The organism is Mesorhizobium sp. W067, assembly GCF_054719525.1.
In genome coordinates this window covers 5308197-5334169 of sequence record NZ_JBTTII010000001.1, presented here as the reverse complement: position 1 = coordinate 5334169, position 25973 = coordinate 5308197, and the positions used below count along the sequence as shown (strand labels likewise).

The following is a 25973-nucleotide window of genomic DNA, read 5'->3' as shown; positions in this document are numbered from 1 at the left end:
GCTCAAGCCTCGATTTCGAGCGCCGACAACGGTTTCGAGCAGCAGGCAAGGATGAAACCGTCATCGATCTCGTGGTCGAGGATGCCGCCATTGTGGCTCATCTCGACTTCGCCGGAGACCTTCTTCACCTTGCAGGTGCCGCACAGGCCGAACTCGCAGGCGGCGGGAATCCGCACGCCCGAGCTGCGCGCGGTCTGCAGCACGGTCTGGCCGGCGACGCATTCGGCATCGACCTCCGAAAGCGAGAAGCGGATCGGCGTCACGGCTTCGACAGGTGCAGCGATGCCGTCCTCGACCGGGGAGGCAATCGGCGCCGGAATTTCCTCCACCACAGGCGCGGCAAAGCTCTCCTGATGGTATTTCGTCATGTCGAAGCCGGCGGCATCCAGCATGCCGCGCACGGCGCGCATGAACGGATCGGGGCCGCAGCAGAAGATTTCGCGCTCGCGGAAATCCGGAGCCAGCAAGGGCAGCCGGATCGCGTCGATGCGCCCCATATGACCGTACCAGCCCTCGCGGCTGGAACGTTCCTCGATCATGAAGCCGAGCGACAGGCCGGGCATATGGCCGCCGAGCAGTTCGAGTTCCTTGCGGAATATGATCTCTTCGGCACGCCGCGCGCAGTTGACGAAACCGACATCGGTCCATGGCGCGCAGTCGTTCAGCCAGCGCAGCATCGACATCATCGGCGTCACGCCGGAGCCAGCCGAAATGAACAGGTATTTGGCCGCCGGGTGGCTGTGCAACGAGAAGTCGCCCGCCGGTCCATAGGCCTTGACGTGCGAACCGGGTGCCAGATGGTCGAACATCCAGCGCGTGCCGATGCTGCCGGCCTGCGCCTTGATCGTCACCGCGATCGAAAACGGCCGCGATGGCGACGACGACAGCGTGTAGGTGCGCATCAGCGGCCCGTCCGGTGTCGGCAGTTCCAGCGTCAGGAACTGGCCCGGCTTGTAGCGGAACCAGGTCTGGTTGTCGGAGCGGAAGGTGAAGGTCTTGACGTCGGGCGCCTCGTCGCTGACGCCGATCACTTCCAGCACCTGCAGCCTATCGTTCCACGGCGCCATCTGGTCGAGATGGCGATAGAGCCCAAGATCCGTCATCGCATTCATCCTCTGGTCCCTCTTCGCCTGCTCCAGCTCACGCGACGCTGCGCAGCGCCGGCCGGCCGCCTTCGGCAAGGCGCGGGCCGATGAAGGCCGCGTACCATTCGACGAACTGGATCACGCCGCCCTCATGCAGCTCCGAATAGGGGCCGGGCTCATAGGCCGGCGACAGGATGCCGAAGGCGTTTTCCTCGACGATGCGGCGGTCCTGGTCGTTGGTCTCGGTCCAGACGTGGGTGAGCTCTTCAAGGTTGTAGTCGACGCCCTCGACCGCATCCTTGTGCACCAGCCACTTGGTCGTCACCGCGGTTTGCGTGGCGCTGATCGGCAGCACCCGGAAGGTGACCGCATGGTCGATCAGGATGTGGTTCCAGGTCGTCGGATAGTGGTAGTGCATCAAGGTGCCGATGCGGTCGGCGGCAACAGTGTCGGAGAGGTTCTTCGTCACCGCGCACCTGCCCGTCATCGTATAGCTGACGGCATCGCGCAGCAGCGGCGCGCGGGTGGCGCGGTACTGTCCGGCCGGATCGATGCGGAACTTGCTCGGCAGGCCCGCCGCCTCGCATTTCGCCCAGTGCGCCAGCATCTCCGGATCGCTGTCGGCGCCCTGTACGCCGGTCACCGTCGGCGCTTCCGGGAAGGTCTTGCACAGCTCCGGATGATTGCCGGCGCAGTGATAGCATTCGCGGTTGTTTTCCCAGACCAGCTTCCAGTTGCCCTTCTCGACGATCGTGCTCTCGAAGGCGACCTTGGCTTCGCTCAGCCGGTGCGGCTTGAGGTAGGGCTCGATCATGGCGCGCATCGGCGCGAAGTCGGCAGGTTCTTTCGCCAGGCAGATGAAGATGTAACCGCCGACGCTTTCGCAGGCGACCGGCTTCAGGCCGAACTGGCTCTTGTCGAAGCCGTCGGCCATCTGGCGGGCGAACAGCAGCCGGCCGTCCAGCTCGTAGGTCCACTGGTGATAGGGGCAGACAAGCTTTGCCGCCATGCCCTTCTCAGTGTTGCAGACACGGCTGCCGCGATGGCGGCAGGAATTGTGAAAGGCGTTGATGTTGCCCTTCTGGTCGCGGACCAGCACCACCGGATAATCGCCGATCTGCACGGTGATATAGCTGCCGGGCTTCGGCAGTTCGCAATCATGGCCGATGAACAGCCAGTCGCGATACCAGATAAGCTCCATGTCGAGCTTGAAATAGTCCGGGTCGGTGTAGAAGGGCTGTTCCAGCGAAAAGCCTTGCTTGCGGCCGTTCAGGAGCCTCAGCATGTCGTTGCGCGTATCCATAGTTCTGTCCTCGTGGTTTAAGGACTGAACTTGGTGGTGATGGAGGAAGGATCGGACGCAGGCCGGCGCGGCGCCGGACATGCACTATCCACCTCTTGACCGCCCACCGCGATCAGTCGAGTCTAGGCATCTCCGGCTGGTTTCCGGGCTCTGGAGTTGTCCTTGCGGACCATCGCGACACCTTCCCAGGCTCTTGCCCAGTGGTCTCCCGTTGCGACTTGAACTCCACCACCGTTGCGGGGGCAGCGCCGGATTCTGACCGGCTTCCCAATTCTCCGCTGCGTCGTCACGAAGCGGCACCTGAGATGCGATCATCTAATCACGGCAGCGATCGCGACGTCGGCATGAAAGCGACATCATATCCATGCGGCGCGACACGCGCGGCTTACGCCCCCCGCCCCCGGTCAAAGAGCTGAGACGTTTCTTGCGACGCCATCATCGCCGTTTCGAATCGCTGCCGATCCAGTTCGATCGCGGGCAAAAATGGCTCAACGGTATCGAAAAGTTACTATTAGCAATCTCTAATCGAACCGAACGGTTCGTTTCTGTTGACAATGCGTGCAGGACGGTGTGGACGACGGCCCGGAAACCGACGTCGGAGCGAACCACTCGGTTCGGCATAAGCGACTGAAAACAATGCGATAAATGACCATAGAGGAACTTCCTGGCACAATTTCAAGGTGCAGGACCGTGGTCCACACGGAACAACTTCGTGATTGGAAACCAGCCTATGGCTTTCCCACATCGGGGCTGTCCGATCGACGCGAATTCCTCCCAAGACACGCCGCTAGACGGACAGACAAACTGGAGTACTAAAAATGAAAAAGATCATCCTCACTGCCGCAGCCGTTTTGGCGGTCACCGGCAGCGCCTTCGCCGGTAGCGACAATTACGGTTCCAATGGTGCGAACCAGTCAGCCGTCTCGGTCGACAGCTCGTATACGGCTTCCATTCAGAAGCCGGCGCACGCTGACAAGCAGCCTGTCGTTCAGGGCGCCGACCGCGACCTCTACGGCAATCGCTGATCCCGACCAAAGAAGGACGGCTAACCCGTCGCTCTCGGGATCCCAAAAAATTCAGGAGTATTTGAAATGAAAAAGATCATCCTTGCTGCCGCCGCCGTTTTGGCCATCTCCGGTAGCGCTTTCGCCGGCAGCGACAACTACGGTTCGAACGGCGCCAACCAGCCTGCGATTACGTCGACCGATAGTGGCCATACGGCTTCGGTTGAGAAGTCGGCTCCAGCCGAGCAGGCGCCTGCCCACGGTGCCGACCGTAACCTTTTCGGCCGCTAAAAGCCGGTTTCCGGCACGTGGCGGGCTTATCTGCTGCAGCTGGCGGCATCAGAAAAATTCAGGAGACTAAAATGAAGAAGATCGTTCTTGCCACCGCAGCCGTTCTGGCTGTTTCGAGCGCTGCCTTTGCCGGCAGCGACAATTATGGCTCCAATGGCGCCAACCAGCCGGCCGCTGCCGTCGACACCACCCGCACTTCGTCGACCGGCACCAACTCGGCGGTCTACAAGCTGCTGAACTCGTCGAACGACCAACAGAAGTTCGTTCCTCAGAGCAGCGACAGGGATCGGTTCGGCAACAACTAATAGCCGAAGCTTAAAAAAGAGCGGCGGGCCTGGCCCGCCGCTCTTTTTTCATGCCTGTACGACGCAGCTATCTCAAGCCGCCTTCACTTCCACCGGCTTCAGCGAGAAGGAGTGCCCATCGGCGTCGAAGATGTGCAGGTCCCCGGCATCTGCGGTCAGTCGCAGCTTTGCCCCGCGCCTGACCTCGACATTGCCGGGCAGCTTGGTCACCAACGGCAGGTCAGCGCGGCCGATATCGACATAGACAAGCTGCACCTCGCCGAGTTGCTCGACATAGTCCACCACGCCCTCGAAAAGATATTCCGCGCCGGTGGCGGCCGACAGATCCTCCGGCCGCACGCCGAAGCTGACTGCCGCACCCCTTGCTGACGCCGGCGTTGCGATCGGCACCGTTGCCTTGCGGCCGCCGACATGGCTGACGATTGTCGGGTTGCCCGTCCTGTCGATTGTCGCCGGCAGGATGTTCATGGCCGGCGAGCCGATGAACTGGGCAACGAACAGATTGCCGGGCTTCTTGTAGAGGTCCATCGGCGTGCCGACCTGCTCGATATGGCCATCCTTCAGCACGACGATGCGGTCGGCGAGCGTCATCGCTTCGACCTGATCGTGGGTGACGTAGATCATGGTCGTGGCAGGCATCGATTCCTTGAGCTTGGCGATCTCGATGCGGGTCGCGACGCGCAGCGCCGCGTCGAGATTCGACAGCGGCTCGTCGAACAGGAACACTTTCGGATTGCGCACGATGGCGCGACCGATTGCGACACGCTGGCGCTGGCCGCCCGACATCGCCTTGGGCAGGCGGTCGAGATATTTGGTCAGCTGCAGGATTTCGGCGGCCTGCCGCACCCGCTTGTCGATCTCGGCCTTGCTTTCCTTGCCGATCTTCATCGAGAAGGCCATGTTGTCGTAGACGGTCATGTGCGGATAGAGCGCATAGGACTGGAACACCATGGCAATGCCGCGCTTGGAAGGCGGCACGTCGTTCACCACCTCGCCGGCGATCTTCAGCTCGCCGGAGGTGATCTCCTCAAGCCCGGCGATGGACCGCAGCAAGGTCGACTTGCCGCAACCCGACGGGCCGACGAAGACGATGAACTCGCCCGACTTTATGTCGAGGTCGATGCCGTGGAGAATGTGCAGATTGCCGTATGATTTCTTCACCTGTCTCAGCGTGACATCGGCCATAATTTCCTCCCAGTGATTTCCCTAGAGAACCTGGATTTCCTCAAAAAATCCAGTTTCGTCAAAAACTCAGTCGATGCGCCCGAACCAGGCGCCGTAGCCGCCGAGGCGGATGGAACCTGTGCCGGATTGTCCCGAAAAACCGTGCCCGGCCAATGGCAGCAGCGCCTGACCACCGAGATCGACCTCGGCCGGCTTGCTGGCCAGATTGAAGACGCAGACGATCTGCTCATTGCCCTCACGGCGGGTGAAGGCGACGGTGTCGCCCTCGCTTTCGATGAACTCGATATCGCCTTTGGCCAGGGCCGGATGCTGGCGGCGGAAACCGAGAAAGCGCCGGTAGTGCTCGAGCAGCGAGGCCGCGTCGCCCTGCTGAACATTGACCGCTTGCGACAAGTGCTTGCCCGGCACCGGCAGCCAGGGCTTGGCCGTCGAAAAGCCGGCATTGCTGGCGGTTGCATCCCACACCATCGGCGTGCGGCAGCCGTCGCGGCCCTTGAATTCGGGCCAGAAGCGAATGCCGTAGGGGTCCTGCAGATCCTCGAACTGCAACTCGGCTTCGCCCAGCCCAAGCTCCTCTCCCTGATAGAGGCAGACCGAACCGCGCAGCGACATCAGCAGCGCCGAGATAACCTTCAGATAGGCAGCCGGGTCGGCCTCGTCGGCGGCCCAGCGCGAGGCCGGACGCATCACGTCGTGGTTGGAAAATGCCCAGCACGACCAGCCGTCGCTGGCGACCTTGCCGAAGGCTTCCAGCACCTGGCGCACCTTGGCGGCGCTGATCTTTTCCGGCGCCAGGAAATCGAAGGAATAGCACATGTGGACGCGTTTGCCGCCGGCGGTGTAGGCGGCGACCACTTCCAGCCCACGCTGCGAATCGCCGACTTCGCCGACTGCGGCGGTTGCCGGATATTCGTCGAGCAGCGCCCGGAACCGTTCGAGGAAGGCAAGGTTTTCCGGCCGGCTCTTGTCGTAGATATGGTCCTGGTAGTTGTAGGGATTGACCGCAGGTGCTGTCTGGTCGTTGCGCTCTTCGGGCGGCAGCGGCGGATTGTTCTCCAGCCCTTGGCTGTGGAAGTAGAAATTGATGGTGTCGAGGCGGAAGCCGTCGACGCCGCGCTCCAGCCAGAAGCGGGTGACGTCGAGCAGCGCGTCCTGGACCTGCAGATTGTGGAAGTTGAGGTCCGGCTGCTCGGACAGGAAATTATGCAGATAATATTGCTGGCGGCTGGTGTCCCACTGCCAGGCCGAGCCGCCGAAGATCGACAGCCAGTTGTTGGGCGGCGTGCCGTCCGGCCTGGCGTCGGCCCAGACATACCAGTCGGCCTTGGGATTGCTACGGCTGCCGCGGCTCTCCTTGAACCATGGATGGATGCCGGCGGTGTGCGACAGCACCTCGTCGATCATCACCTTGAGGCCGAGGTGATGGGCTTCCGCAACCAGCGCGTCGAAATCGGCGAGCGTCCCGAACATCGGGTCGACGTCGCAATAGTCCGAGACGTCGTAGCCGAAATCCTTCATCGGCGACTTGAAGAAGGGCGAAATCCAGATGGCGTCGACGCCGAGCGAGGCGATGTAGGGCAGCCTGCGGATGATGCCCTTGAGGTCGCCGATGCCGTCGCCATTGGAGTCCTGATAGGAGCGCGGATAGATCTGGTAGATCACCGCGCCCCGCCACCAGTCGCGATCGACGGCGAGATCGGGCTTCGAGGTCGCCTTCAAAGCGGCTTGCATAAGTCTCAACCTCCTTTGACCGAGCCGGCCAGCAGCCCGCGGACGAAATAGCGCTGCAGCGAGAAGAACACGATCAGCGGCACGATAATGGTGACGAAGGCCGATGTCGTCAGGATTTCCCAGTCGCCGCCGCGCGAGCCGAGCAGCGCGTTGAGCTTCGCGGTCAGCACGATCTGGTCCCCTTCGGTACCGAGGAAAACCATTGCCACCAACAAATCGTTCCACACCCACAGGAACTGGAAGATTGCAAAGGACGCCAGCACCGGGAAGGACAGCGGCAGCACGATCTTGACGAAGATTTCGAAATCGCTGGCGCCATCTATGCGCGCCGATTCCATGATCTCGCGCGGCAGGCCGGCAATATAGCTGCGCAGGAGATAGATGGCGAAGGGCAGGCCGAAGCCGGTATGCGCCAGCCAGATGCCGAGATAGGTTTTCGACGGCACACCGAAGAAGATGCCGACGCCGTTGTAGATCTTCAAAAGCGGGATCAAGGACATCTGCAGCGGCACGACCAGCAGGCCGATGATTGTGGCGATCAGCAAGGCGCGGCCGGGAAAACGCATCCACGCCAATGCATAAGCGGCGAAGGCGGCGATCAGGATCGGGATGACCGTCGCCGGGATGGTAACGGTCAGCGAGTTTATGAACGAGCGGCCGATGCCCTCCGAAAACAGCACGGTCTGGTAATTGTCGGTGGTGAATTTCGGTGGCGCCGACGAGGCGTAATAGACGCGCTGGCCACGGTCGCCTTCGAAAGCCTTGGGCGAACTCATGACGAACGTTCCGTCGGCATTGAGCTGCAAGGTCACGCCGTCGCCGAGATCGGCAGTGGTGCCGGCCGGATATTGCGTCGGTGCCGCCGACTTGACGCCGAAGGCGCTGATGTTGCGCGCAGCACCGTCGCCGAAGATATTGCCGGCAAGCACGAACTTGCCGTCCTTCTCGACCTGCGCCGAGGCCGGCGGCAGGCGGCCGGCTTCGGTCTGGCTGGAGCTGGAGAACGAGTTCCACCAGCCCGAGGCGATGATCTGGTCCTTGTCGCGCAGTGACGAGACCAGGATGCCGAGCGTCGGCACGGTCCAGATGGCGACGAAGACGAGCACAGCGATGTGGACGCCGAAGCGGCTGGCAAAGGACTTCCCGGTCGCGACGGCCATCTCAATGTCCTCCCGTCTCTTTGTTCGCCTGGCGGATGTTCCAGACCATGATCGGGATGACCGCGATCATGATGATGATGGCGATGGTGGCGCCGCGGCCGAAATCGCCGCCGCCGCGGAACATCCAGTCGAACATCAGATTGGCCAGCACCTGGCTGTTCCATTGGCCGTTGGTCATGGTCAGCACGATGTCGAACACTTTCAGCACCAGGATGGTGATCGTCGTCCAGACCACGGCGATGGTGCCCCAGATCTGCGGCACCATGATCTTCCAGAAGATCTGGAACGGATTGGCGCCGTCGATGACCGCGGCTTCAAGCGTCTCTTCGGGGATGCCGCGCAACGCCGAAGACAGGATGACCATGGCAAAGCCGGTCTGGATCCAGATCAGGATGATCATCAGGAAGAAATTGTTCCAGAACGGCAGCGATATCCAGACCTGCGGCTGGCCGCCGAAATACTGGATGATGGCGTTGAGCAGGCCGATCTGCGTCTGGCCCTCGCCGCGGTATTCGTAGATGAATTTCCAGATCACGCTGGCGCCGACGAAGGAGATCGCCAGCGGCAGGAAGATCAGGCTCTTGGCGATTGTGCCCCACCAGATCTTGTCCGTGAGCACGGCGATTATCAGCCCTAGAAAGGTGCAGGCGGCGGGCACCACCGCCAGCCAGATGATGTTGTTCAGGATCGAGTTGCGGAACTCGCGGTCGCCGAACGCCCATTCATAGTTGGCGAAGCCGACAAAATGCTGGCCGCCGCGGTCGAGGAAGGACAGCCAGAGCGTCGCCACCACCGGATAGATCAGGTAGACGGTGAGGATGATCATCGCCGGGCCGACGAACAGCCACGGACGGACCAGTCCTTGCCGGCGCAGATTGTCGATGGCCGCAGCCCCGGCCACGCCGCGCGACGGGAATATCAGGTCGACCAGCTTGTTGGCGCCCCAGAAATAGGCGACGCAGCCGCCGACGCCGATGATGATGACAAAAATGGCCGATAAGATCTGAGCAGCCATGGGTCCCTCTTCCCTGCGCATGATCGGCCGGGCCTTGAACAGCCCTGGCGATGTGGCTCTGCGCCGATTTAAGTTATTCTGGAACGAACGAACGCAAATCGGTCCGGCGTAAGGCGCCGGTCGGATCCGGGCCATAGCGGCCCGGATCCAGTCTGTGGAGGAAGTCCTGAATTTGCCGCCAAAGCGGCTGATTACTTGGCAGTGGTTACTTGCCAGTTGACTGCTTGCCAGCTGACTACTTGATAGCGTCCCAGCTCTTCTGGATGTCGGTGGCGACATCCTGCGCCGACTTGCCGCCGACCAGATCGATCATGCCGGTCCAGAAGGCGCCGGCGCCGATCTTGCCCGGCATCAGGTCCGAACCGTCGAAGCGGAAGGTCGAGGCATTGGCGAGGATATCGCCCTGCTTCTTCAGCGCGTCGCTGGCATAGGCATCCTTGTTGACCGACTTGAGCGGCGTGACGAAGCCGCCCTGGGCCATCCAGATTTCATGCGCCAGCGGCATTTTCAGGAATTCGATGAACGCGCGTGCACCCTTCGAATCCTTGGTGATCATGGCCAGCGTGCCGGCGCCGAGCACAGGCGTGCCCAGCTCGGGCTTGGATGCATAGGGCGGGAAGTAGAAGAAGTCGGCGTCCTGTCCAACCTTTGTGCCTTCCGGGAAGAAGGTCGGGATGAACGATGCCTGATGGTGCAGGTAGCATTTCGGCGGCACCGAGAAGAGGCCCTTCGGGCTGTCGCGGAAGTCGGTCGCGGCAACCGCCTTGGCCCCACCGTCGACCATCTTGTCGTCGGTCGCGATCTTGCCGAAAATGTCGATGGCGTTGACCACCGCCGGATCGTTGAACGGGATCTCGTTCTTTACCCACTTGTCATACACGTCGGGCGCCTGGGTGCGCAGCATGATGTCTTCGACCCAGTCGGTCGCCGGCCAGCCGGTAGCGCCGCCTGAGCCGAGGCCGATGCACCACGGCGTGCCGCCGTCGGCGATGATCTTCTTCTCGAGGTCGGCGAGCTCTTCCTGGGTCTTGGGAACCTTGTAGCCGGCTTCCTCGAAATTGTCGGGCGAATACCAGACCAGCGATTTCACGTCGGCCTTGTAGGGGAAGGCGAAGAAGCCCGGCTTGCCGTCCTTGTCCTTGAAGGTGCCGAGATCGACCCATGACTGGCCGGCGCCGTAATTGTCCTTGATCCATTTGGCGGTGTCGTCGCCCAGCGGCGTCAAAAGGCCCTTGGACGCCAGATCCTGGATCAGGCCCGGTTGCGGCAGTACGGCGATATTGGGCGGGCTGCCGGCCTGGGTATCGATGACGATCTGCTGTTCGTAATTTTCCGACGAGGAGTATTTGATCTCGGCGCCGGTGGCTTCCTGAAAATATTCGAGAACAGTGCGGATGAGGCCTTCGTCCTCGCCGCGCCAGGGCCCGAAGATGGTCAGCGTCTCGCCCTTGAGATCGACCTTCTTCAGCTCTTCGTAATTGGCCCAGTTGAAGCGCTTGTCTTCCCCGGGCTTGAACTTCAGTTCGGCTTGCGCCGGCAGGGACACGAGCGTGGCAAACGCTGCGCCAAGCAGAAGCATCTTCTTCATCGGTATTCCTCCCAGTGTGGACACATACACCCGGACGGAACCTCCATTCCGCCCGCCGACGCTGCAGGACTGTGACTCGTTCAGTAAGGAACCGCAACCTTTCGAAGAGTCTTCCAAAGCGCTTTGGCCTTTTTGATCTCGCCATTGAATCGTCTGGAAGTCAAGAGGGCGGTGGGCTAATCGATTTAATTTTAGTCGCGAGACGTTGTTAAAGTGCGCTGCAGCATAGTATTTTCGCGCTGCAACAGCACATTTTGCTTCAAACTGGCCGGACCAGTGCGTATGGTCGCCCGGTTCCGTTGCGCTCGTCTTGGCGGCCACAGAGATTAAAAATTAAAACCGCTTTGAGGCTTGGAGACCTCCCGGTGAACCTGAAGCAGCTCTCTCATATGCTTGCTCTGTCGCAGACAACGGTAAGCCGTGCGCTGAACGGCTATCCCGAGGTCAACGAGGAAACCCGCCGGCGTGTGGTGGATGCCGCCAAGCGCCACGGCTACCGTCCCAACCCGAGCGCGCGCCGGCTGGCGACCGGCAAGACGGGCATGATCGGCTATGTCCTGCCGACGGGCGCCTCCGTCGACATAGACCCGCATTTCGTCGAATTCCTCTCCGGCCTCGGCGACTATGCCCGCTCGCACGAACTCGACCTAGTGCTGTCGCCGGCCGATGCCGACGACCAGGAAACCACCTATCGCCGCATCGTCGCCAACCGCCAGGTCGACGCCGTCTACATCTCCTCGCCGCGCCCGGCCGACCGGCGGGTGGCGCTGGTCAACACGCTCGGCATTCCCTTCATCGTCCATGGCCGCAGCGAAGGCTTCGATTTCGACTATCCCTTCACCGACATCGACAATGAGGGCGGCTTCCACGACGCCGCCCGGCTGCTGGTTCAGCTCGGCCACCGCCGGCTGGCGCTGATCAATGGCGACGACCGCGAGACCTTCGCCATCCACCGCGAGCGCGGCATGCGCAGGGCGCTGGCCGCGAGCGGCCTGACGCTCGGCGAGCGCCATGTCTGCTCGGTGACGATGACCGAGGAGAACGGCTATCGCGCCGCCAGGCGCCTGCTCGAACAGAGCGAGCGGCCGACGGCGATCGCCTGCTCCAGCCTGATCATGTCGCTCGGCGTCGTGCGCGCGGTGCGCGACCTTGGCCTGACCATTCCCGGCGACCTGTCGTTGATTGCCCATGACGACGTCTTTCCATGGCTGAAGCCGGAGAATTTTTCCGTGCCGCTGTCGACGACGCGCTCGTCGATCCGCCTCGCCGGCGCCCGCATCGCCGAACGCCTGGCAGCGCGCATTTCCGGCTTGGAAGAAGGGGCGCGAGGCGAGGTCTGGCCAGTCGATCTGGTGGTGAGGGGTTCGGTCGCAGGCGCCCCCGTCTAGGGATTAATCCATCGCTCCGCTGGGCAAGTTCACCCTTGTGGATGTTGCCCGCAGATAGATTGACTTTGTTGGGACAACGGTCTGCCTGGACCTGTCCTTGATTTGGCTTCGAGTGGGTGGCAACCAGTAAGCCAGAGCCATCAACCAGTCCTCAGGGTGCGCCACTTGCCCATATTCCCGTTCTCCGAAACGGATCCAATCCGGCATCCTGGCCCACCGCCGAAAACGTCGGAGGTGGTCATTGTCGGTGGCGGCATCATCGGTGTGACGACGGCGCTTTTCCTGGCACAGCGGAACATCCCGGTGACGCTGCTGGAAAAAGGACGCATTGCGGCCGAACAGTCGTCCCGAAACTGGGGCTGGATTCGAAAGCAGGGACGCGACGCCGACGAGCTGCCCATCGTCATCGAGGCTATTCGCCTGTGGCGGCAACTGGCTGAGGAATGTGGCGAGGACATCGGCCTGACCCAGACAGGTGTGACCTACCTCGCGAACACCGACAAGGACATGGCCGGCTTCGAAGCGTTCATGAAAATCGCCGCGACGCATGCGCTCGACACGCGTCTCCTGGATGCAGACGAAACCGCGGCACTCATCAAAGGCATGTCGCGCAAATTCAAGGGCGCGATGACGACGCCCTCCGACATGCGCGCGGAGCCTTGGCTGGCAGTGCCGGCACTTGCCCGGCTCGCCGCGCGAAAAGGCGTCAAAATCGTCGAGAATTGTGCGGCGCGAACCCTCGAAATCTCAGGCGGCAAGATCAAGGGCGTGTGGACCGAGGCGGGGTATGTCGAGGCCTCCAGCGTGCTGGTCGCCGGCGGCGCCTGGTCATCTCTGTTCTTGCGCAGACACGGCATCTCCATCCCCCAGCTCAGCGTCAGAGTAACCGCAGCCGCAACGGAGCCCATGCCTGAGGTCAATGCAGGTGCGGCCGCCGACGAACACATCGCGTTCCGGCGCAGGCAGGATGGCGGATATACGCTCGCCGCGGGCGGCAGCCATTTGCTTTACCTGGGGCCTGACGCATTCCGGCACGCCACCAAATACCTTCCCGCCCTCAGGGACAATCCGTTCGGGACGCGCTACTTTCCGTTCGCCCCGTCAGGCTACCCTGATGCCTGGTCGACGCCGCGCGATTGGGTGCCGGATTCCGTCAGTCCTTTCGAAAAAATGCGAGTGCTGAACCCGCCCCCTGAACGAGCCGGTCTGCGTTCGATAGAACGTAACTTCGGGTGTCTTTTTCCACAGTTCGAAGCAGTTCGCCTGAAGGCAGGCTGGGGCGGCATGATCGACGCCATGCCGGACGTCGTCCCCATCGTGGATCATGTGCAGGCCGTCGGCCGTCTTTTCGTCGCGACGGGAATGAGCGGTCACGGCTTCGGCATCGGGCCTGGCATAGGCCGGGTCGTTGCCGACATGATCCAGGGAAACCAGACCGGGCACGACCTCAGCCGCTTCCGGCTGTCTCGCTTCCATGATGGCAGCCCTGTCCGGCTGGGTCCGGCGCTCTGAATTGGGTGGCGCGAAATTCGCCCGGTTTACTTGTTCGCCGCCGCCTTCGTATCCAGCAGCCCATAACCGAAATCATTGTCCCGTCCCTTCGGGCCAAGGTCCCTGGCGGTGGCGGCCAGCGCCTTTTCGATATCGTCGGCCGAGCGCTCGGGTGAGGCGTGGATCAGGTTGGCGATTGCGCCGGACACGATCGCGGCGGCAAATGAGGTGCCGGTGACGACGTCAGAGCCGGCGCCGCTCGGCGCCACCATCTCGACGCCGGGCGCCGAGATGAAGACATAAGCGCCGCGATTGGCCTGCTGCATCAGCCCGTCCTTGGCGTCGGTGGCGGTGACCGCGATCACGCCGTCATAGGCGGCGGGGTAGCCATAGGGCGCTTTCGGCCCGTTGTTGCCGGCAGCAGCGACCAGGATGATGCCGAGCCCGCGCGCATTGCGGCAGGCGGTGGCGAGCAGATCGTTCTTGGGGCCGACGAAACTCATATTGATGATGCTGACATTCTGGTCCGCCGCCCAGTCGAGCGCCGACAGGATGACATCCATGGTCGACTTGCCGTCCTCGAAGGCGCGGGCGTGAGAGATCCTGGCGCCGGGCGCCATGCCTTCGAGCGCGCCGACGCCGGCGATCAGCCCGTCGACCGAGGTACCGTGGTCACGCTTTTCGACCGGCACGTTGGGCATGGCGTCGAACTGGTCGGCAATGACGCCGGACAGCGCCGGATTGGTGTCGTCTATGCCGGTGTCGATGACGGCGATGCGCACGTTTTCGCCACTGGCTTGCTTGTTGTCGAGCTGAATGCGCTCGAAGGCATAGTTGACGATGCCGGCCGCCTGCTGCAGCGAATAGATATGGTTTGGCTCGCGCCGCAGGGTGCGGCCATCGGCGGCCAGCTGCGCCAGCACGGCGCCGACCGGGCGGCCGTCGGGAATGCCGAAGCGCACCAGTGTGGTGCCGAGCAGCCGCGACTGGCGCTGCGAGCGCACTTCAAGGCCGAAGGAGGCGGCGATCTGCTGGACGGCGCCGGCATCGCCGTCGACGGTCACCAGCACCTCGTCGGGCACGAACTCGCCGGCGATGGCACGGCGCGGCGCGGTCGCGACAAGATCGGTCGGCGAAACGATCGCCCCGCCGGCGGGTGGCCCGGCCTGCGTGTCGGCAGGCGGCGCTGACGGCCGTGGCGTCGGCACGGGCGCTACGGGAGCCGGTGGGTTGGGAAACAGGTCGACGATCAGGGCCGGAAGGGTAACTGCGCCTGATTCGCCTGCGCCGCCCTTGGCCTTATTGCCGTCTTTCGGGCAGTCGGCAGCCGCCGCTCCGGCCGCGTCGGTGCAGTCGGCCCGGCCGGCATTGGGATCATTGGTCTGCGCCGACGCCGGCACGGCGACGATTGTCGTCGCCGCCACCAGGATCGCCGCAAATCGAATGACCACCCTAGCTGCCATCAACGGGTTTCCTTCCCTCGATCACGGTCTCCGTGAAAGGCTGGGCGGCAATAAGGCCGACGAGCCTGGTGTAGTCTGCTCCGGTCTTGACCGGGATGGCAATGCGGAAGACGCCCGAGGCGGCCGGCCCGCCGGCGATCTTCAGCGCGTTCTGGTCGAGGAAGACAGCGATGTCGGACATCTTCGCATCCGGCTTGAACTTGACCAGCGCGAACGGCAGTTTCGCCAGATCATCCTCGGCGCCGGCAATCTCGAAATCATGGCTCTTGCCGCCGGTCTGCACGTAGGACTGCACCACGACCAACGCCAGCAGCACCGCCGCTGCCGCCCAGGCGATACCGACCGGCACCGCCATGAAACGGCCGAGTGCCTGCGCCAGCCAGGAACGGCCCGCGGGAGCGCGGACCGGTCCGGCTTCGGCGTCGAGCGCCCTGGCAAAGCGGCTGAGCGCATCGGCCGGCGGCCGGATCGCCTCGTTGGCGGCGGTGGCGCCGGAGAATTCCGCCTCAGCCTCGCCAAGCGCCGCCATCGCCGCCGGATCGCTCGCCAGCCATTCCTCGACGGCTTCGAGGTCCGAGCCTTCGAGCGAGCCGTTCAGGTAGAACGGCAGCAGCGTTTCCATTTCGTCGCGGCGCGACATATTTTCAGCGGCGCTCATATCTTCAGGATTGCTCATGGCCACCCCCTGTCGTAACCGGCGGCCTTGAGGGCTTCGCCGAGTTTCTTGCGGGCGTAGAACATTCGGGTCTTGACGGTGGCGACCGGGATGCCGAGCACCTCGCCAATCTCCGTCACCGACTGTCCATGGTAATAGGCAAGGTCGATCACCGAGCGGTGTTCCTCCGGCAAGGCATCGACGAAGCGCCGCAAAGCGGCGCCCTTGTCTTCCTTCATGGTGGCGACTTCCGGCGTGTCGGCGCCGTCGGGAACCTGCGCCGCATCGTCGTCATCGATCCAGTCTTCTTTTTTCTTGCGAAGCATCGACAGCGCCTTGAACCGGGCGATGCCGAGCAGCCATGTCGAGACTTCCGAGCGCCCTTCGAAACCGGGCGCCTGGCGCCACAGCTCGAGAAAGACCTCGTTTGCGATATCGTCGGCCATCATTTCCGATCCCGTCTGGCGCACCACGAAGCGATAGACCCGCGCGTGGTGACGCATGAACAGCAGCCGAACAGCGGCACGGTCGCCCTTCGCGACCCGGTCGACAAGCGCGCGATCAGTCTCGGTCGCTGCCGTCATGGCCGGTCGAGCCGCCTGGCTCCTGTCTGCTCTGTCGCCGATAGGTTCAAAAAGGTTCATCCTTCCGCCAAGGAATTTTGGCGAAGCTAACCGAAGAAGGTGAGTGTTGCCAGAGTGTCTCCCTTCTCCCCGTCACTATACGGGGAGAAGGTGGCGGCAGCCGGATGAGGGGCGGCACCGGCGTTGGGGTATTTATGTTTGATGTTGCGCTGCCCCTCACCCTTACCCTCTCCCCGTATAGTGACGGGGAGAGGGGGTAGCGAACGGCGGCTCAGCGACGACCTCCGTCACCCCAAAAAACGGCTTAGCCTTCATGGTCTCCGGCACCGGCACACCCAGCCGCTTCAGCACCGTCGGCGCCAGTTGCAGCTGATCAAGCAGCGTGTCCGGATCCGGCCCTTTGCCGGCTCCGAAATAATACAGCGCGAAATCCTGCATTTCATCGTCGCGGCCGCCATGATGGCCGCGGTCTGTCTGGCCGTGGTCGGCGGTTACGATCACCTCGTAACCGGCTTGCCGCCAGCCCGGCAGGAAGGCTGCCAGCATGCCGTCCATCGCATAGCAGGCATGGTCCATTTCGTGGCAGTCATGGCCGAAGCGATGGCCCATCGAATCGAGCGTGCAGGTGTGCAGGATCCCGTAGTCGATGGCATGGCGCCGGGTCAGCATGGTCAGCGTCGCAAACAGGTCGACATCGCTCGGCGTCATCTGGTTGCGGGCATTATAGCCGGTCATGGTGTGGAAGCGGCCATGCGCGATCGGTCCGTTGGGCTCGTCATACTCCATGTCCTCGACCAGATCGAACGGATAGGAACGGAAGAATTCGGACCAGTAGGAATGCGTCACTGCGCCGGTCTTGCCGCCGGCCTTGCTGACCTCGGAGAAAATATCCGGCTTATTGACGAGAAAACGGTTCTCGTTGGATAGGATGCCGTGCTCCTGCGGCGAAACCCCGGTGTGGATCGAGGCATAGCAGCAGGCCGAGGTCGACGGCAGCACCGAGCGCATCTTCCACACCTGCGCCTCGCCCGACTGCACCCAGCCCTCGAGATTGCCCATCAGCCGGCGCCAGTTCCGGTAGGGCACGCCGTCGAGAATGATGAGCAGCAGTTTGGTCTTGAGCGCCATGGGCGGCTCCGGAAAGCTTTTGCCGTTGAAGGAAGTTTTCGCGACAAAGGCCGCGAATTCCCTACTAGTTCCCCGCGCTCGCCATGCGCCGTCCCTTGATCGCCTTTTCCAGCCAGCCGATCTCCATCTCGGGAACGGACGACAGCAGCAGGTCGGTATAGGCGTCGAAGGGCGGCGTCAGCACCTTGCTCTTGGCGCCGTAGCGCACCACCTCGCCGCGATACATCACCGCGATCGAATCGGCGATCGACTTCACCGTCGCCAGATCGTGGGTGATGAAGAGGTAGGCGACCTTCTCGTGCTGCTGCAGGTTGAGCAGCAGCTTGAGAATGCCGTTGGCCACCAGCGGGTCGAGCGCCGATGTCACCTCGTCGCAGATGATCAGCTTGGGCTTGGCGGCGAGCGAGCGGGCGATACAGACGCGCTGTTTCTGGCCTCCGGAGAGTTCGGCCGGATAACGATCGAGAAAGCCCTTGCCCATCTCGATCTCGTCGAGCAGTTCGGCGACGCGCTTGTCGCGCTCGCGACCGCGTATGCCGAAGTAGAATTCCAGCGGCCGGCCGATGATGGTGCCGACGGTCTGGCGCGGGTTCATCGCCACGTCGGCCATCTGGTAGATCATCTGCAATTGCCGCAGATCCTCCTTCGGCCGGTCGGCAAGCCTGTTGGCGAGCGGCCTGCCGTCGAAGGTGACGGTGCCTTCTTCCGGCGGCAACAGCCCGGTGATGGCGCGCGCCAGCGTCGACTTGCCGGAGCCGGATTCACCGACGACGGCCAGCGTCTGTCCCGGATAGATGTCGACAGAGACGTTCTTCAGCACCTTGACGTGGCTGCCGCCGTAAGCGGCGGTGACGTTCTTGACCGACAGGAACGGCGCGGCGCCGGGCTTCTGCTCGGCATGCTCGATCTCATGCACCGAGACCAGCGCATTGGTGTATTCCTGGCGCGGCTCCTTGATGATCTGGCGGGTGCCGCCCCATTCGACCAACCTGCCATGGCGCAGCACCATGATCTCGTCCGAGACCTGGGCGACGACGGCAAGATCGTGGGTGATGTAGAGCGCCGCGACATGGGTGTCGCGGATGGCGTCCTTGATCGCCGCCAGCACGTCGATCTGCGTCGTCACGTCGAGCGCCGTGGTCGGCTCGTCGAAGACGATCAGGTCGGGTTCCGAACACAGCGCCATCGCCGTCATCACGCGCTGCAACTGGCCGCCGGAGACCTGGTGCGGGAAGCGTTCGCCGATGGTTTCGGGGTTCGGCAGGCTGAGCTTCTTGAACAACGCCACGGCACGTTTCTCTGCCTCGGCGCGTGTCGCCGTGCCGTGCAGCAGCGTTGCTTCCACCACCTGGTCCATCAGCTTGTGCGCCGGATTGAAGGCGGCGGCCGCCGACTGCGCGACATAGCAGACCTCGCGGCCGCGCAATTTGCGGAAACCTTCCTTGCCGCCCTTGAGAATATCGCGGCCGTTGAGCAGCACCTCTCCGCCGGTGATGCGCACGCCGCCACGGCCATAGCCCATCGACGACAGGCCGATGGTCGACTTGCCGGCGCCGGACTCGCCGATCAGGCCGAGCACCTTGCCCTTTTCCAGCGTCAGCGAGACATCGTGGACCAAAACGATGTTCTTCGGCGCCTCGCCGGGCGGAAACACTGTCGCTTCGATGCGCAGATTGCGGATATCGAGCAGCAGGCCGGGCTTTGCTTTTGTGTCAGCCATCACCCGCGTCCTCCCTTCAGGCTTGTCGTGCGGTTGAGCACCCAATCGGCGACCAGATTGACCGAAATCGCCAGTGCCGCGATCGCCGCGGCGGGAATGAGTGCCGCCCCGATACCGAAGACGATGCCGTCCTTGTTCTCCTTGACCATGCCGCCCCAGTCGGCATCCGGCGGTTGCACGCCAAGCCCGAGAAAGGAGAGCGTCGACAAGAACAGCACCGCGTAGATGAAGCGCAGACCAAGTTCCGAGACCAGCGGCGAAAGCGCGTTGGGCAGGATCTCGCGGAAGATGATCCAGCCGCTGCCTTCGCCCCGCAGCTTGGCGGCCTCGACATAATCCATGACGTTGATGTCGACGGCCACCGCGCGCGACAGCCGGTAGACGCGGGTCGAGTCGAGGACGCCCATCACCAGGATCAGCGTCACCAGGTTGGTCGGCAGCACCGAAAGCACGACGAGCGCCATGATCAAGGTCGGGATCGACATCAGCAGATCGACAAGGCGCGACAGCAGCGTGTCGAACCAGCCGCCGAACACCGCCGCCGAAAAGCCGAGGATGGCGCCGAGCGAGAATGACAGCGCGGTGGCCAGCACCGCAATGAACAGCGTGATGCGAGCGCCGTAGATCATGCGCGACAGAAGATCGCGACCGAGATTGTCGGTGCCCAGCAAATGTGCCGCCGTCATCGGTTCCCAGACGTCGCCGACGATTTCGGCATTGCCGTACGGTGCGATCAACGGTGCGAAAACTGCCGCCAACACGAACATAGCCGTCAGCACGATGCCGATCAGCGCGGGGATGGGGATGCGTTTGATGTCGAGCATGCCCGCCGCCTATTTCGGATGTCTGAGGCGCGGATTGGCGACAATCGCCCCGATGTCCGCAATGATGTTCAGGCTGATATAAACGGCGGCGAAGACCAGGCCGACCGCCTGCACCACCGGCACGTCGCGCTTGGTGACGTGGTCGACCAGATATTGTCCCATGCCGGGATAGACGAAGATCACCTCGACCACGACGACGCCGACGATGAGGTAGGCGAGGTTGAGCATGACGACGTTGATGATCGGCGCTATGGCATTGGGGAAAGCATGCTTGCGGATGACGTTGAAGGCCGACAGGCCTTTCAGTTCTGCCGTCTCGACATAGGCCGACTGCATGACGTTGAGGATGGCCGCGCGGGTCATGCGCATCATATGCGCCAGCACAACCAGCGTCAGCGCGGTGGCCGGCAACGCGATCGCCTGCATGCGCTCACCGAACGGCATGCCGTCATAGACCGTGGAAATGGCCGGGAACCATTGATACTTCACGGCAAAGAAATAGACGAGCACATAGCCGATGAAGAATTCCGGGAAAGATGTCGAGGCGAGCGCCAGGCCGGAGATCAGCTTGTCGACCCAGCCATTGCGGTAACGCACGGCGATCAGGCCGAGGATGATGGCCAGCGGCACGGCCACGATCGCAGCCCAGAAGGCGAGGAACAGCGTGTTCCACAGCCGCCCCTTGATCGACGTGGCAATATCCTGGCCGCTCGACATCGCCGTGCCAAGATCGCCGGTGAGCACACCGCCTAGCCAATGGAAATACCTGATGTAAGCCGGCTGATTCAGGCCGAGCTGCTCGCGCAGATTGGCGAGCGATTCCGGCGTCGCCGACTGTCCGAGAATGGCTTGCGCGACGTCGCCGGGCAGGATCTGGGTGCCGGCGAAGATCAGGACCGAAACGGCCAGCAAGAGGACGATGCCCAGCGCAACGCGCTGGGCCACAAGTTTCACGACGGGTGAGGACATATCCGCAAAGCCGGGCTCAGGCTTCGAGCCAGCACTTCGCCAGCGCGTAGCCGTTCATCAGCTCCTGATGCGGATCGTCTACCCAGCCGCCGACCTTAGCGCCTGTCGCATCGATGAACTGATTGAACATCGGCAGGATCAGGCCGCCCTCGTCGCGCACCAGCACGGCCATGTCGTGGTACATCTGCTTGCGCTTGGTCTCGTCGAGTTCGGCGCGTGCGGCCAGCACCAGCTTGTCGAAGTCCGGACGCTTGAAACGGGTGTCGTTCCAGTCGGCGGTCGACAGATAGGCAGTCGAGTACATCTGGTCCTGGGTCGAGCGGCCGCCCCAATAGGAGGCGCAGAAGGGCTGCTTGTTCCAGACCTCGTTCCAGTAGCCGTCGCCGGGCTCGCGCTTGAGCTCGATCTTGATGCCGGCCTTGGCCGCGCTCTGCTGGAAGAGCTGCGAGGCGTCGACCGCGCCCGGGAAGGCGACGTCGGAGGTGCGCAGCAGCACGGTGCCGTCATGGCCCGACTTCTTGTAGTGGAACTTGGCCTTGTCGGGATCATATTTGCGCTGCTCGATCTCGGAAAACAGCGGATAGGACGAATTGATCGGGAAGTCGTTGCCGAGCGAGCCGTAGCCGCGCAGCACCTTGTTCAGCATCTCTTCGCGGTCGATCGCGAGCTTCAGCGCCATGCGCAGGTCGCTGTTGTCGAAGGGCGCGGTGTTGCAATGCATGATGAAGACGTAGTGGCCGGGGCCGGCATGGTTGCGGATGGTGACGCCCGGTACGCGCTTGATGAGGTCGACGATCTTCGGCTCGACGCGGTTGATCATGTTGACCTGGCCGCCCTGCAGGGCCGCCGTGCGCGCGGTCGCGTCGTTGATGACGATGATCTCGATCTGGTCGGCATGGCCCATCTTGTCGGCCTGCCAGTAATTGGCGAAGCGCTCGCCGCCATGGCGCACGCCGGGCTCGTTGGTGGTGACCTTGTAGGGTCCTGCCGAGATGCCGGCATCCGCCTTGTCCTTGCCGCCGTTGGGCTGGACGATGAGGTGGTAGTCGCTGAGGAGATAGGGAAGGTCGGCGTTGGCCTCCTTCAGCGTCAGGACGACTTCCTTGCCACTGGCCTTGATGCTGTCGATGCCTTTCATGTAGCCCAGCGCGCCGGACTTCGATTTTTCATCGGAATGGCGCTCGAGGGTTGCCGCCACATCCTCAGCGGTCACCGTCTTGCCGTTGTGGAATTCGACGCCGTCGCGGATTTTCAGCGTCCACACCTTGGCGTCGTCCGACGAGCCGATCTCTTCGGCGATGCGGTTCTCGAGTTTGCCTTCCGGGGACAGCTCGACGATCAGCTCGCCCCACATCTTGCCAAAAGCGAACGGCACTTGCGTCATGAACAAAGCCGGGTCCAGGCTGTTCGTGGATTCGCCGCCGACGAGGCCGGCCTTCAGCGTGCCGCCCTTGACCGGGCCTTCCGCGCGAGCCGCACTGGAAAGCAGCATATTGGCGAAGGGCGCTGTGACGCCGAGTGCTGCGGCGCGGCCGAGGAAATCACGACGGCTCAGCTTGCCAGACGCAACGCGCCGGCTCAGATATTCGAGTTCGTTGGACATTTGAGTTCCTCACTCTGTTGGTTCGACCTTATGGTCGTTTTTTGCTTGTTGTTACCAAAGGGATATTGACCGGAAGGCAAAGCCGTAAGCAAGACGGAATGCGACATGCCGTGGCGTAAATCGTGCGTCGCAACTGGACCAGTCGGGTCGACGCTCAGAGCAGGTCGCGCGGGATCGTCTCTTCGAAATCGCGTTCGAAAACCAGCGTTTCGCCCTCATAGGCTTCGATTCTGGCGCTGACGATGAAGTTTTGCGCATCGCAGCGCATTTCAGCCGACGTCTCGGTGCGCACCGACCATCCGTTTCGCGACAAGGTCTGCGTCCAGTGCGTGCGACCCGAGGCAGACAGCGGCTCGTCGGGGTGGATCGTCCAGCTCTCGCGGGCAATGCTGCCATTGGCCAGTCCATGCGCGAGATCGCGCACTTCTCCGAAATCATCCGTGATCGACAGCGTGACGATGCCGGTCTTCTCATCGCGATCGACGTGACGCTCGGAATTCGCTGCACGAACTGTCGCGGTTGCCCAGGGTGTTGCGCCTTCGGGAGACTGGAACGAGGTCTCGTCGGCTTTTGCGAGCGGGCGCAGCGGCAGCCTCAGCGTCGCCGCTGAAAGGTCGAGCCGCACCGGCTCCGGCGACGGCCAGATCATCGGCCAGTAAGCATTGGAAACCGCGATGCGCAGGCGGTGTCCGGCCGGCACGCGGTAGGCGCACTGGTCGAGAATAACGCGCGCCGAAACCGTTTCGCCCGGCACCAGCGCTTGCGGCTGTTCGTGCGAAGAACGATGCGTCAGGTTGAGCACGCCGTAGGAGATCAGTTCCGAGGCGCCGTCGGGGTGCACGTCGCACAGTCGAACCGCGATGTTCGCCTGCGGGCGATCGGACGACACCCGGATGAGAAGCTCCGGCGCGCCGACGATGTCGAGTGTCTCGGCAAGCACAGGCTGATCGAAGCAGACGGACAGCGCATCGTCCGGGCGCTGGTCGCCCGGCAGTTCCGGGCCAAAGGTGAAGGGAAAATATTCGCCGCCGGCGAGCCCGCAGCTTTGCGGGGTCGCCACGATCGCCGGCCTGACGCCGTCAGCAATGAGTTCGATCGCCCCGACCTTGATGTTGGGAGACGGCCATTCCTGTTCGGCCACCCAACGGCCCGGCCGCTCCGGGTGCCAGCGCGCCGGCCGCACACTGTCCATGACATAGGCGCGGTAGTCCGGGTCGGCCTCGACGCCGGTGTCGACGCCCTTCAACCAGCTGTCCCACCAGCGCAACGCCTCCTGCAGGAAGCCGATGGCGGGTTTGGGTTCGGCATAATGCGGGTATTTGTGGATCCATGGCCCGACAATGCCCTTCACCGGCGCCTGGATGTTGGTGACCAGATGCGAAATCGTGTTGCGGTAGCCGTCATGCCAGCCGCCGATCGACAGCACGGCGGCTTTGACCGCGGAGAAATCCTCGCAGATCGAACCGCGTTTCCAATAGGCGTCGCGATGCTGATGGCTGAGCCAGAGCGGCAGAAGGAAAGACTGGTTCTCCAGCCGCGTCAGCCAGAGGTCGCGCCAGCGGTTGTCGCCCGCAATCAGCGGATCCGGCGGTCGCGACGAATAGGACAACATGGTCGAGGCCCAGCCGAAATTTTCCGTCAAAAGGCAGCCGCCCTTGTAGTGGATGTCGTCGGCGTAGCGGTCGACGGTCGAGCACAGGCTGATCACCGCCTTCAGCGCCGGCGGCTGCTTGGCCGCCACCTGCAGGCAGTTGAAGCCGCCCCAGGAAATGCCCATCATGCCGACACTGCCATTGCACCAGGGCTGTGCTGCCGCCCAGGCAATCACATCGCAGGCGTCCTGCAATTCCTGCTCGGAATATTCGTCGTCCATCAGCCCTTCGGAATCGCCATTGCCGCGCATGTCGACGCGGATCGAGGCGTAGCCGTGGCCGGCAAAATAGGGATGCGTCAGTTGATCGCGAAAGATGGTGCCGTCGCGCTTGCGATAGGGCAGGTGCTCAAGGATTGCCGGCACCGGATCCTCGCTCGCATCGTCCGGCATCCACACCCGCGCCGACAGCCGGCAACCATCCGGCATGACGATGCCCATATCGGGGAATTCGATGACCTTGCGGGGAAATTCGGTGATGGTTTTCATGCGATGCTCCAGGATGTCAGTGACGCATGAAGCGGGCATGTCATGAAGTCAAACGGGCGACGGCCGGTGTCGCCGCGACGACGCCACGATATGTAGCCCGATTGTTTTGCCCTGATGTTGCAGGATTATAATTAATGTATTACATTTATTACCTGAACCCAACGTGATGAGGATGGTTTCGCCTGAACATCGTTTGGGATGAGCCAAAGCGCGTGACGAACCTGGACAGCCGGGGTCTCGATTTTGCCGAACTCGATATTGAGTTTTTTGCGACTTCAACCGTCCTTCCAGCCAAGGCCGACCGGTTCAAGGCGATTGGCGAATTCGGAGAGATCATTCTGGCCGTGATTTTCAAGCCGCTTGGTTCGGAGGCGATTTCGGTGATCTCGATGCGCCGTGCCAGCCGAAAGGAAAGGTCAGTATATGAACAATCCTAAATCGCGTGTTCGACCGCTTACCGATGCGGAGGAAGTGGAAATTCAAAGACAAATTGTTGATGATCCCGACGATGCGGAGACGACAGACGAACAGTTGGCGCAAGCCAGGCCTTTCGCGGAAGTGTTTCCAGAACTTTTCGAGAGCATAAGGCGTGCTCGTGGCCGGCCAGCCGTGGAGAAGCCTAAGCAAGTCGTGTCCATCCGTCTGGATCAGGATGTCATCAGTAAATTCAAGGCGACCGGCAAGGGCTGGCAGGCCAGGATCAACGAGGTGCTGAAAAACGCGAAGGTAGGCTAGGCAATCCGCGTCAGTTCAGCGGAATGTCGTTTTCGGACTTGCGCGCCTGATAAGCGCCGGACAGTTCGTCGTAGCGGGTGGAAATATTGCCGATCCTTGCCTCAAGCCGGCCGCGCTCGGCCTCGGGCAGCGCCCGCACCAGCCTGCGAATGGAAAAACTCTTCCAATAAGTGTTCTCGGCATTGTAGCCGCCGGGATCAAGAGTGAAGACCTCTTTCAGGATTTTCAGATCGTGCGGGATCGCAAAGCTGTCGCGTGAATCCTCGTGGCTGAAGAGGTAGTAGAAATTGTCGAAGCCGGTCCAGGTGATCGCCGACAGGCAGAGCGAGCAGGGCTCATGCGTGGCGATGAAGACGGCGTCCTTGGTGTCGACGCGCTCGGCTTTCGGCATTTCATAGAAACGCTTCAGGCAGTGCACCTCGCCATGCCAGAGCGGATTTTCCATCTCGTTGTTGGTTTCGGCCAGCACCAGCGAGCGGTCGCCCTTCCGCAGGATGGCGGCGCCGAACAGCTTGTTCCCATGGGCCACGCCCTCTGCCGTTTTCGGCACGATGTCGTGCTCGATGACATCGAGCAGGCGGTCGATCAGCGATATGTCGGTCATTT

24 protein-coding genes and 1 riboswitch are annotated in these 25973 nt (G+C 62.5%); of the genes, 7 read left to right on the top strand and 17 right to left on the bottom strand.

What is annotated here, in order from left to right:
* Positions 1–2: 2 nt before the first annotated feature.
* Entirely contained in the window at positions 3–1103 is a 1101-nt protein-coding gene (locus tag ACYG97_RS26080) for an FAD-binding oxidoreductase (protein WP_023732599.1), read from the bottom strand.
* A gap of 37 nt (positions 1104–1140) precedes the next feature.
* A complete protein-coding gene (locus ACYG97_RS26075; RefSeq protein WP_023732600.1) occupies positions 1141–2388 on the bottom strand; it encodes an aromatic ring-hydroxylating oxygenase subunit alpha in 1248 nt (415 codons plus the stop codon).
* A gap of 117 nt (positions 2389–2505) precedes the next feature.
* Positions 2506–2707: riboswitch (cobalamin riboswitch) on the bottom strand.
* A 499-nt stretch (positions 2708–3206) separates the two neighbouring features.
* Between ACYG97_RS26075 and ACYG97_RS26070 the strand changes: the two genes are divergently transcribed.
* From ACYG97_RS26070 to ACYG97_RS26060, 3 genes are all read left to right on the top strand, one after another.
* Positions 3207–3413: a DUF680 domain-containing protein gene (locus tag ACYG97_RS26070; RefSeq protein ID WP_023732602.1), complete on the top strand. Its 207-nt coding sequence runs from the start codon at positions 3207–3209 to the stop codon at positions 3411–3413.
* A 66-nt stretch (positions 3414–3479) separates the two neighbouring features.
* Positions 3480–3683 carry a DUF680 domain-containing protein gene (locus ACYG97_RS26065; protein ID WP_023668886.1) on the top strand — a complete coding sequence of 68 codons (204 nt, stop codon included), beginning with the start codon at positions 3480–3482 and terminating at the stop codon, positions 3681–3683.
* A 71-nt stretch (positions 3684–3754) separates the two neighbouring features.
* Positions 3755–3988, top strand: a complete 234-nt coding sequence (locus ACYG97_RS26060; RefSeq protein WP_023715518.1) for a DUF680 domain-containing protein — start codon at positions 3755–3757, stop codon at positions 3986–3988.
* A 72-nt stretch (positions 3989–4060) separates the two neighbouring features.
* Here the strand turns inward: ACYG97_RS26060 and ACYG97_RS26055 are convergent, their stop codons facing one another.
* From ACYG97_RS26055 to ACYG97_RS26035, 5 genes are all read right to left on the bottom strand, one after another.
* Positions 4061–5173 (bottom strand): ABC transporter ATP-binding protein, encoded by a 1113-nt coding sequence (locus ACYG97_RS26055; protein WP_023732603.1) that lies wholly within the window; start codon positions 5171–5173, stop codon positions 4061–4063.
* Positions 5174–5239: 66 nt separating this feature from the next.
* Positions 5240–6904 (bottom strand): beta-galactosidase BglA, encoded by a 1665-nt coding sequence (gene bglA, locus ACYG97_RS26050; RefSeq protein ID WP_031261919.1) that lies wholly within the window; start codon positions 6902–6904, stop codon positions 5240–5242.
* Between the two features lie 5 nt (positions 6905–6909).
* Complete coding sequence (locus ACYG97_RS26045) at positions 6910–8064, bottom strand: carbohydrate ABC transporter permease (protein WP_023702525.1); 1155 nt, start codon at positions 8062–8064, stop codon at positions 6910–6912.
* Between the two features lies 1 nt (position 8065).
* Complete coding sequence (locus tag ACYG97_RS26040) at positions 8066–9079, bottom strand: carbohydrate ABC transporter permease (RefSeq protein ID WP_023668891.1); 1014 nt, start codon at positions 9077–9079, stop codon at positions 8066–8068.
* 235 nt (positions 9080–9314) lie between these two features.
* Positions 9315–10667: an ABC transporter substrate-binding protein gene (locus ACYG97_RS26035; RefSeq protein ID WP_023732605.1), complete on the bottom strand. Its 1353-nt coding sequence runs from the start codon at positions 10665–10667 to the stop codon at positions 9315–9317.
* Positions 10668–11032: 365 nt separating this feature from the next.
* Between ACYG97_RS26035 and ACYG97_RS26030 the strand changes: the two genes are divergently transcribed.
* Both ACYG97_RS26030 and ACYG97_RS26025 read left to right on the top strand, forming a co-directional pair.
* A complete protein-coding gene (locus ACYG97_RS26030) occupies positions 11033–12055 on the top strand; it encodes a substrate-binding domain-containing protein (protein WP_023732606.1) in 1023 nt (340 codons plus the stop codon).
* Between the two features lie 165 nt (positions 12056–12220).
* Positions 12221–13567, top strand: coding sequence for an NAD(P)/FAD-dependent oxidoreductase (locus ACYG97_RS26025; RefSeq protein ID WP_023732607.1), 1347 nt, complete (start codon positions 12221–12223; stop codon positions 13565–13567).
* A 26-nt stretch (positions 13568–13593) separates the two neighbouring features.
* Here the strand turns inward: ACYG97_RS26025 and ACYG97_RS26020 are convergent, their stop codons facing one another.
* The 9 genes from ACYG97_RS26020 to ACYG97_RS25980 all read right to left on the bottom strand — a co-directional run bounded on the left by ACYG97_RS26020 (position 13594) and on the right by ACYG97_RS25980 (position 24632).
* Positions 13594–15009 (bottom strand): S8 family serine peptidase, encoded by a 1416-nt coding sequence (locus tag ACYG97_RS26020; RefSeq protein ID WP_023732608.1) that lies wholly within the window; start codon positions 15007–15009, stop codon positions 13594–13596.
* Positions 14999–15667, bottom strand: coding sequence for a hypothetical protein (locus ACYG97_RS26015; protein ID WP_023732609.1), 669 nt, complete (start codon positions 15665–15667; stop codon positions 14999–15001). The genes ACYG97_RS26020 and ACYG97_RS26015 overlap by 11 nt, the downstream gene beginning before the upstream one ends.
* Before the next feature lie 14 nt (positions 15668–15681).
* The gene (locus ACYG97_RS26010) at positions 15682–16248 is read right to left on the bottom strand and encodes a sigma-70 family RNA polymerase sigma factor (protein WP_023683483.1); all 567 of its coding nucleotides are present in this window, start codon (positions 16246–16248) and stop codon (positions 15682–15684) included.
* Between the two features lie 222 nt (positions 16249–16470).
* Positions 16471–17376 (bottom strand): alkaline phosphatase family protein, encoded by a 906-nt coding sequence (locus ACYG97_RS26005; RefSeq protein ID WP_023732610.1) that lies wholly within the window; start codon positions 17374–17376, stop codon positions 16471–16473.
* Between the two features lie 64 nt (positions 17377–17440).
* Positions 17441–19096, bottom strand: coding sequence for an ABC transporter ATP-binding protein (locus ACYG97_RS26000; RefSeq protein WP_023695964.1), 1656 nt, complete (start codon positions 19094–19096; stop codon positions 17441–17443).
* The gene (locus ACYG97_RS25995) at positions 19096–19920 is read right to left on the bottom strand and encodes an ABC transporter permease (protein ID WP_023671389.1); all 825 of its coding nucleotides are present in this window, start codon (positions 19918–19920) and stop codon (positions 19096–19098) included. The genes ACYG97_RS26000 and ACYG97_RS25995 overlap by 1 nt, the downstream gene beginning before the upstream one ends.
* Positions 19921–19929: 9 nt before the next feature.
* Positions 19930–20889 carry an ABC transporter permease gene (locus ACYG97_RS25990; protein WP_023671388.1) on the bottom strand — a complete coding sequence of 320 codons (960 nt, stop codon included), beginning with the start codon at positions 20887–20889 and terminating at the stop codon, positions 19930–19932.
* Positions 20890–20905: 16 nt separating this feature from the next.
* Positions 20906–22492, bottom strand: coding sequence for an ABC transporter substrate-binding protein (locus ACYG97_RS25985; RefSeq protein ID WP_023671387.1), 1587 nt, complete (start codon positions 22490–22492; stop codon positions 20906–20908).
* 154 nt (positions 22493–22646) lie between these two features.
* Positions 22647–24632: a CocE/NonD family hydrolase gene (locus ACYG97_RS25980; RefSeq protein ID WP_023732611.1), complete on the bottom strand. Its 1986-nt coding sequence runs from the start codon at positions 24630–24632 to the stop codon at positions 22647–22649.
* Between the two features lie 182 nt (positions 24633–24814).
* Here ACYG97_RS25980 and ACYG97_RS25975 point away from each other — a divergent pair, with 182 nt between their 5' ends.
* Together ACYG97_RS25975 and ACYG97_RS25970 are read left to right on the top strand one after the other, a co-directional pair.
* Positions 24815–25069 carry a BrnT family toxin gene (locus ACYG97_RS25975; protein WP_023732612.1) on the top strand — a complete coding sequence of 85 codons (255 nt, stop codon included), beginning with the start codon at positions 24815–24817 and terminating at the stop codon, positions 25067–25069.
* Complete coding sequence (locus ACYG97_RS25970) at positions 25056–25367, top strand: BrnA antitoxin family protein (RefSeq protein ID WP_023671384.1); 312 nt, start codon at positions 25056–25058, stop codon at positions 25365–25367. Before ACYG97_RS25975 ends, ACYG97_RS25970 begins: the two co-directional genes overlap by 14 nt.
* Positions 25368–25377: 10 nt before the next feature.
* Here ACYG97_RS25970 and ACYG97_RS25965 read toward each other — a convergent pair whose 3' ends face one another.
* Positions 25378–25971, bottom strand: a complete 594-nt coding sequence (locus ACYG97_RS25965; RefSeq protein ID WP_023732613.1) for a nucleoside deaminase — start codon at positions 25969–25971, stop codon at positions 25378–25380.
* Between the last annotated feature and the right edge of the window lie 2 nt (positions 25972–25973).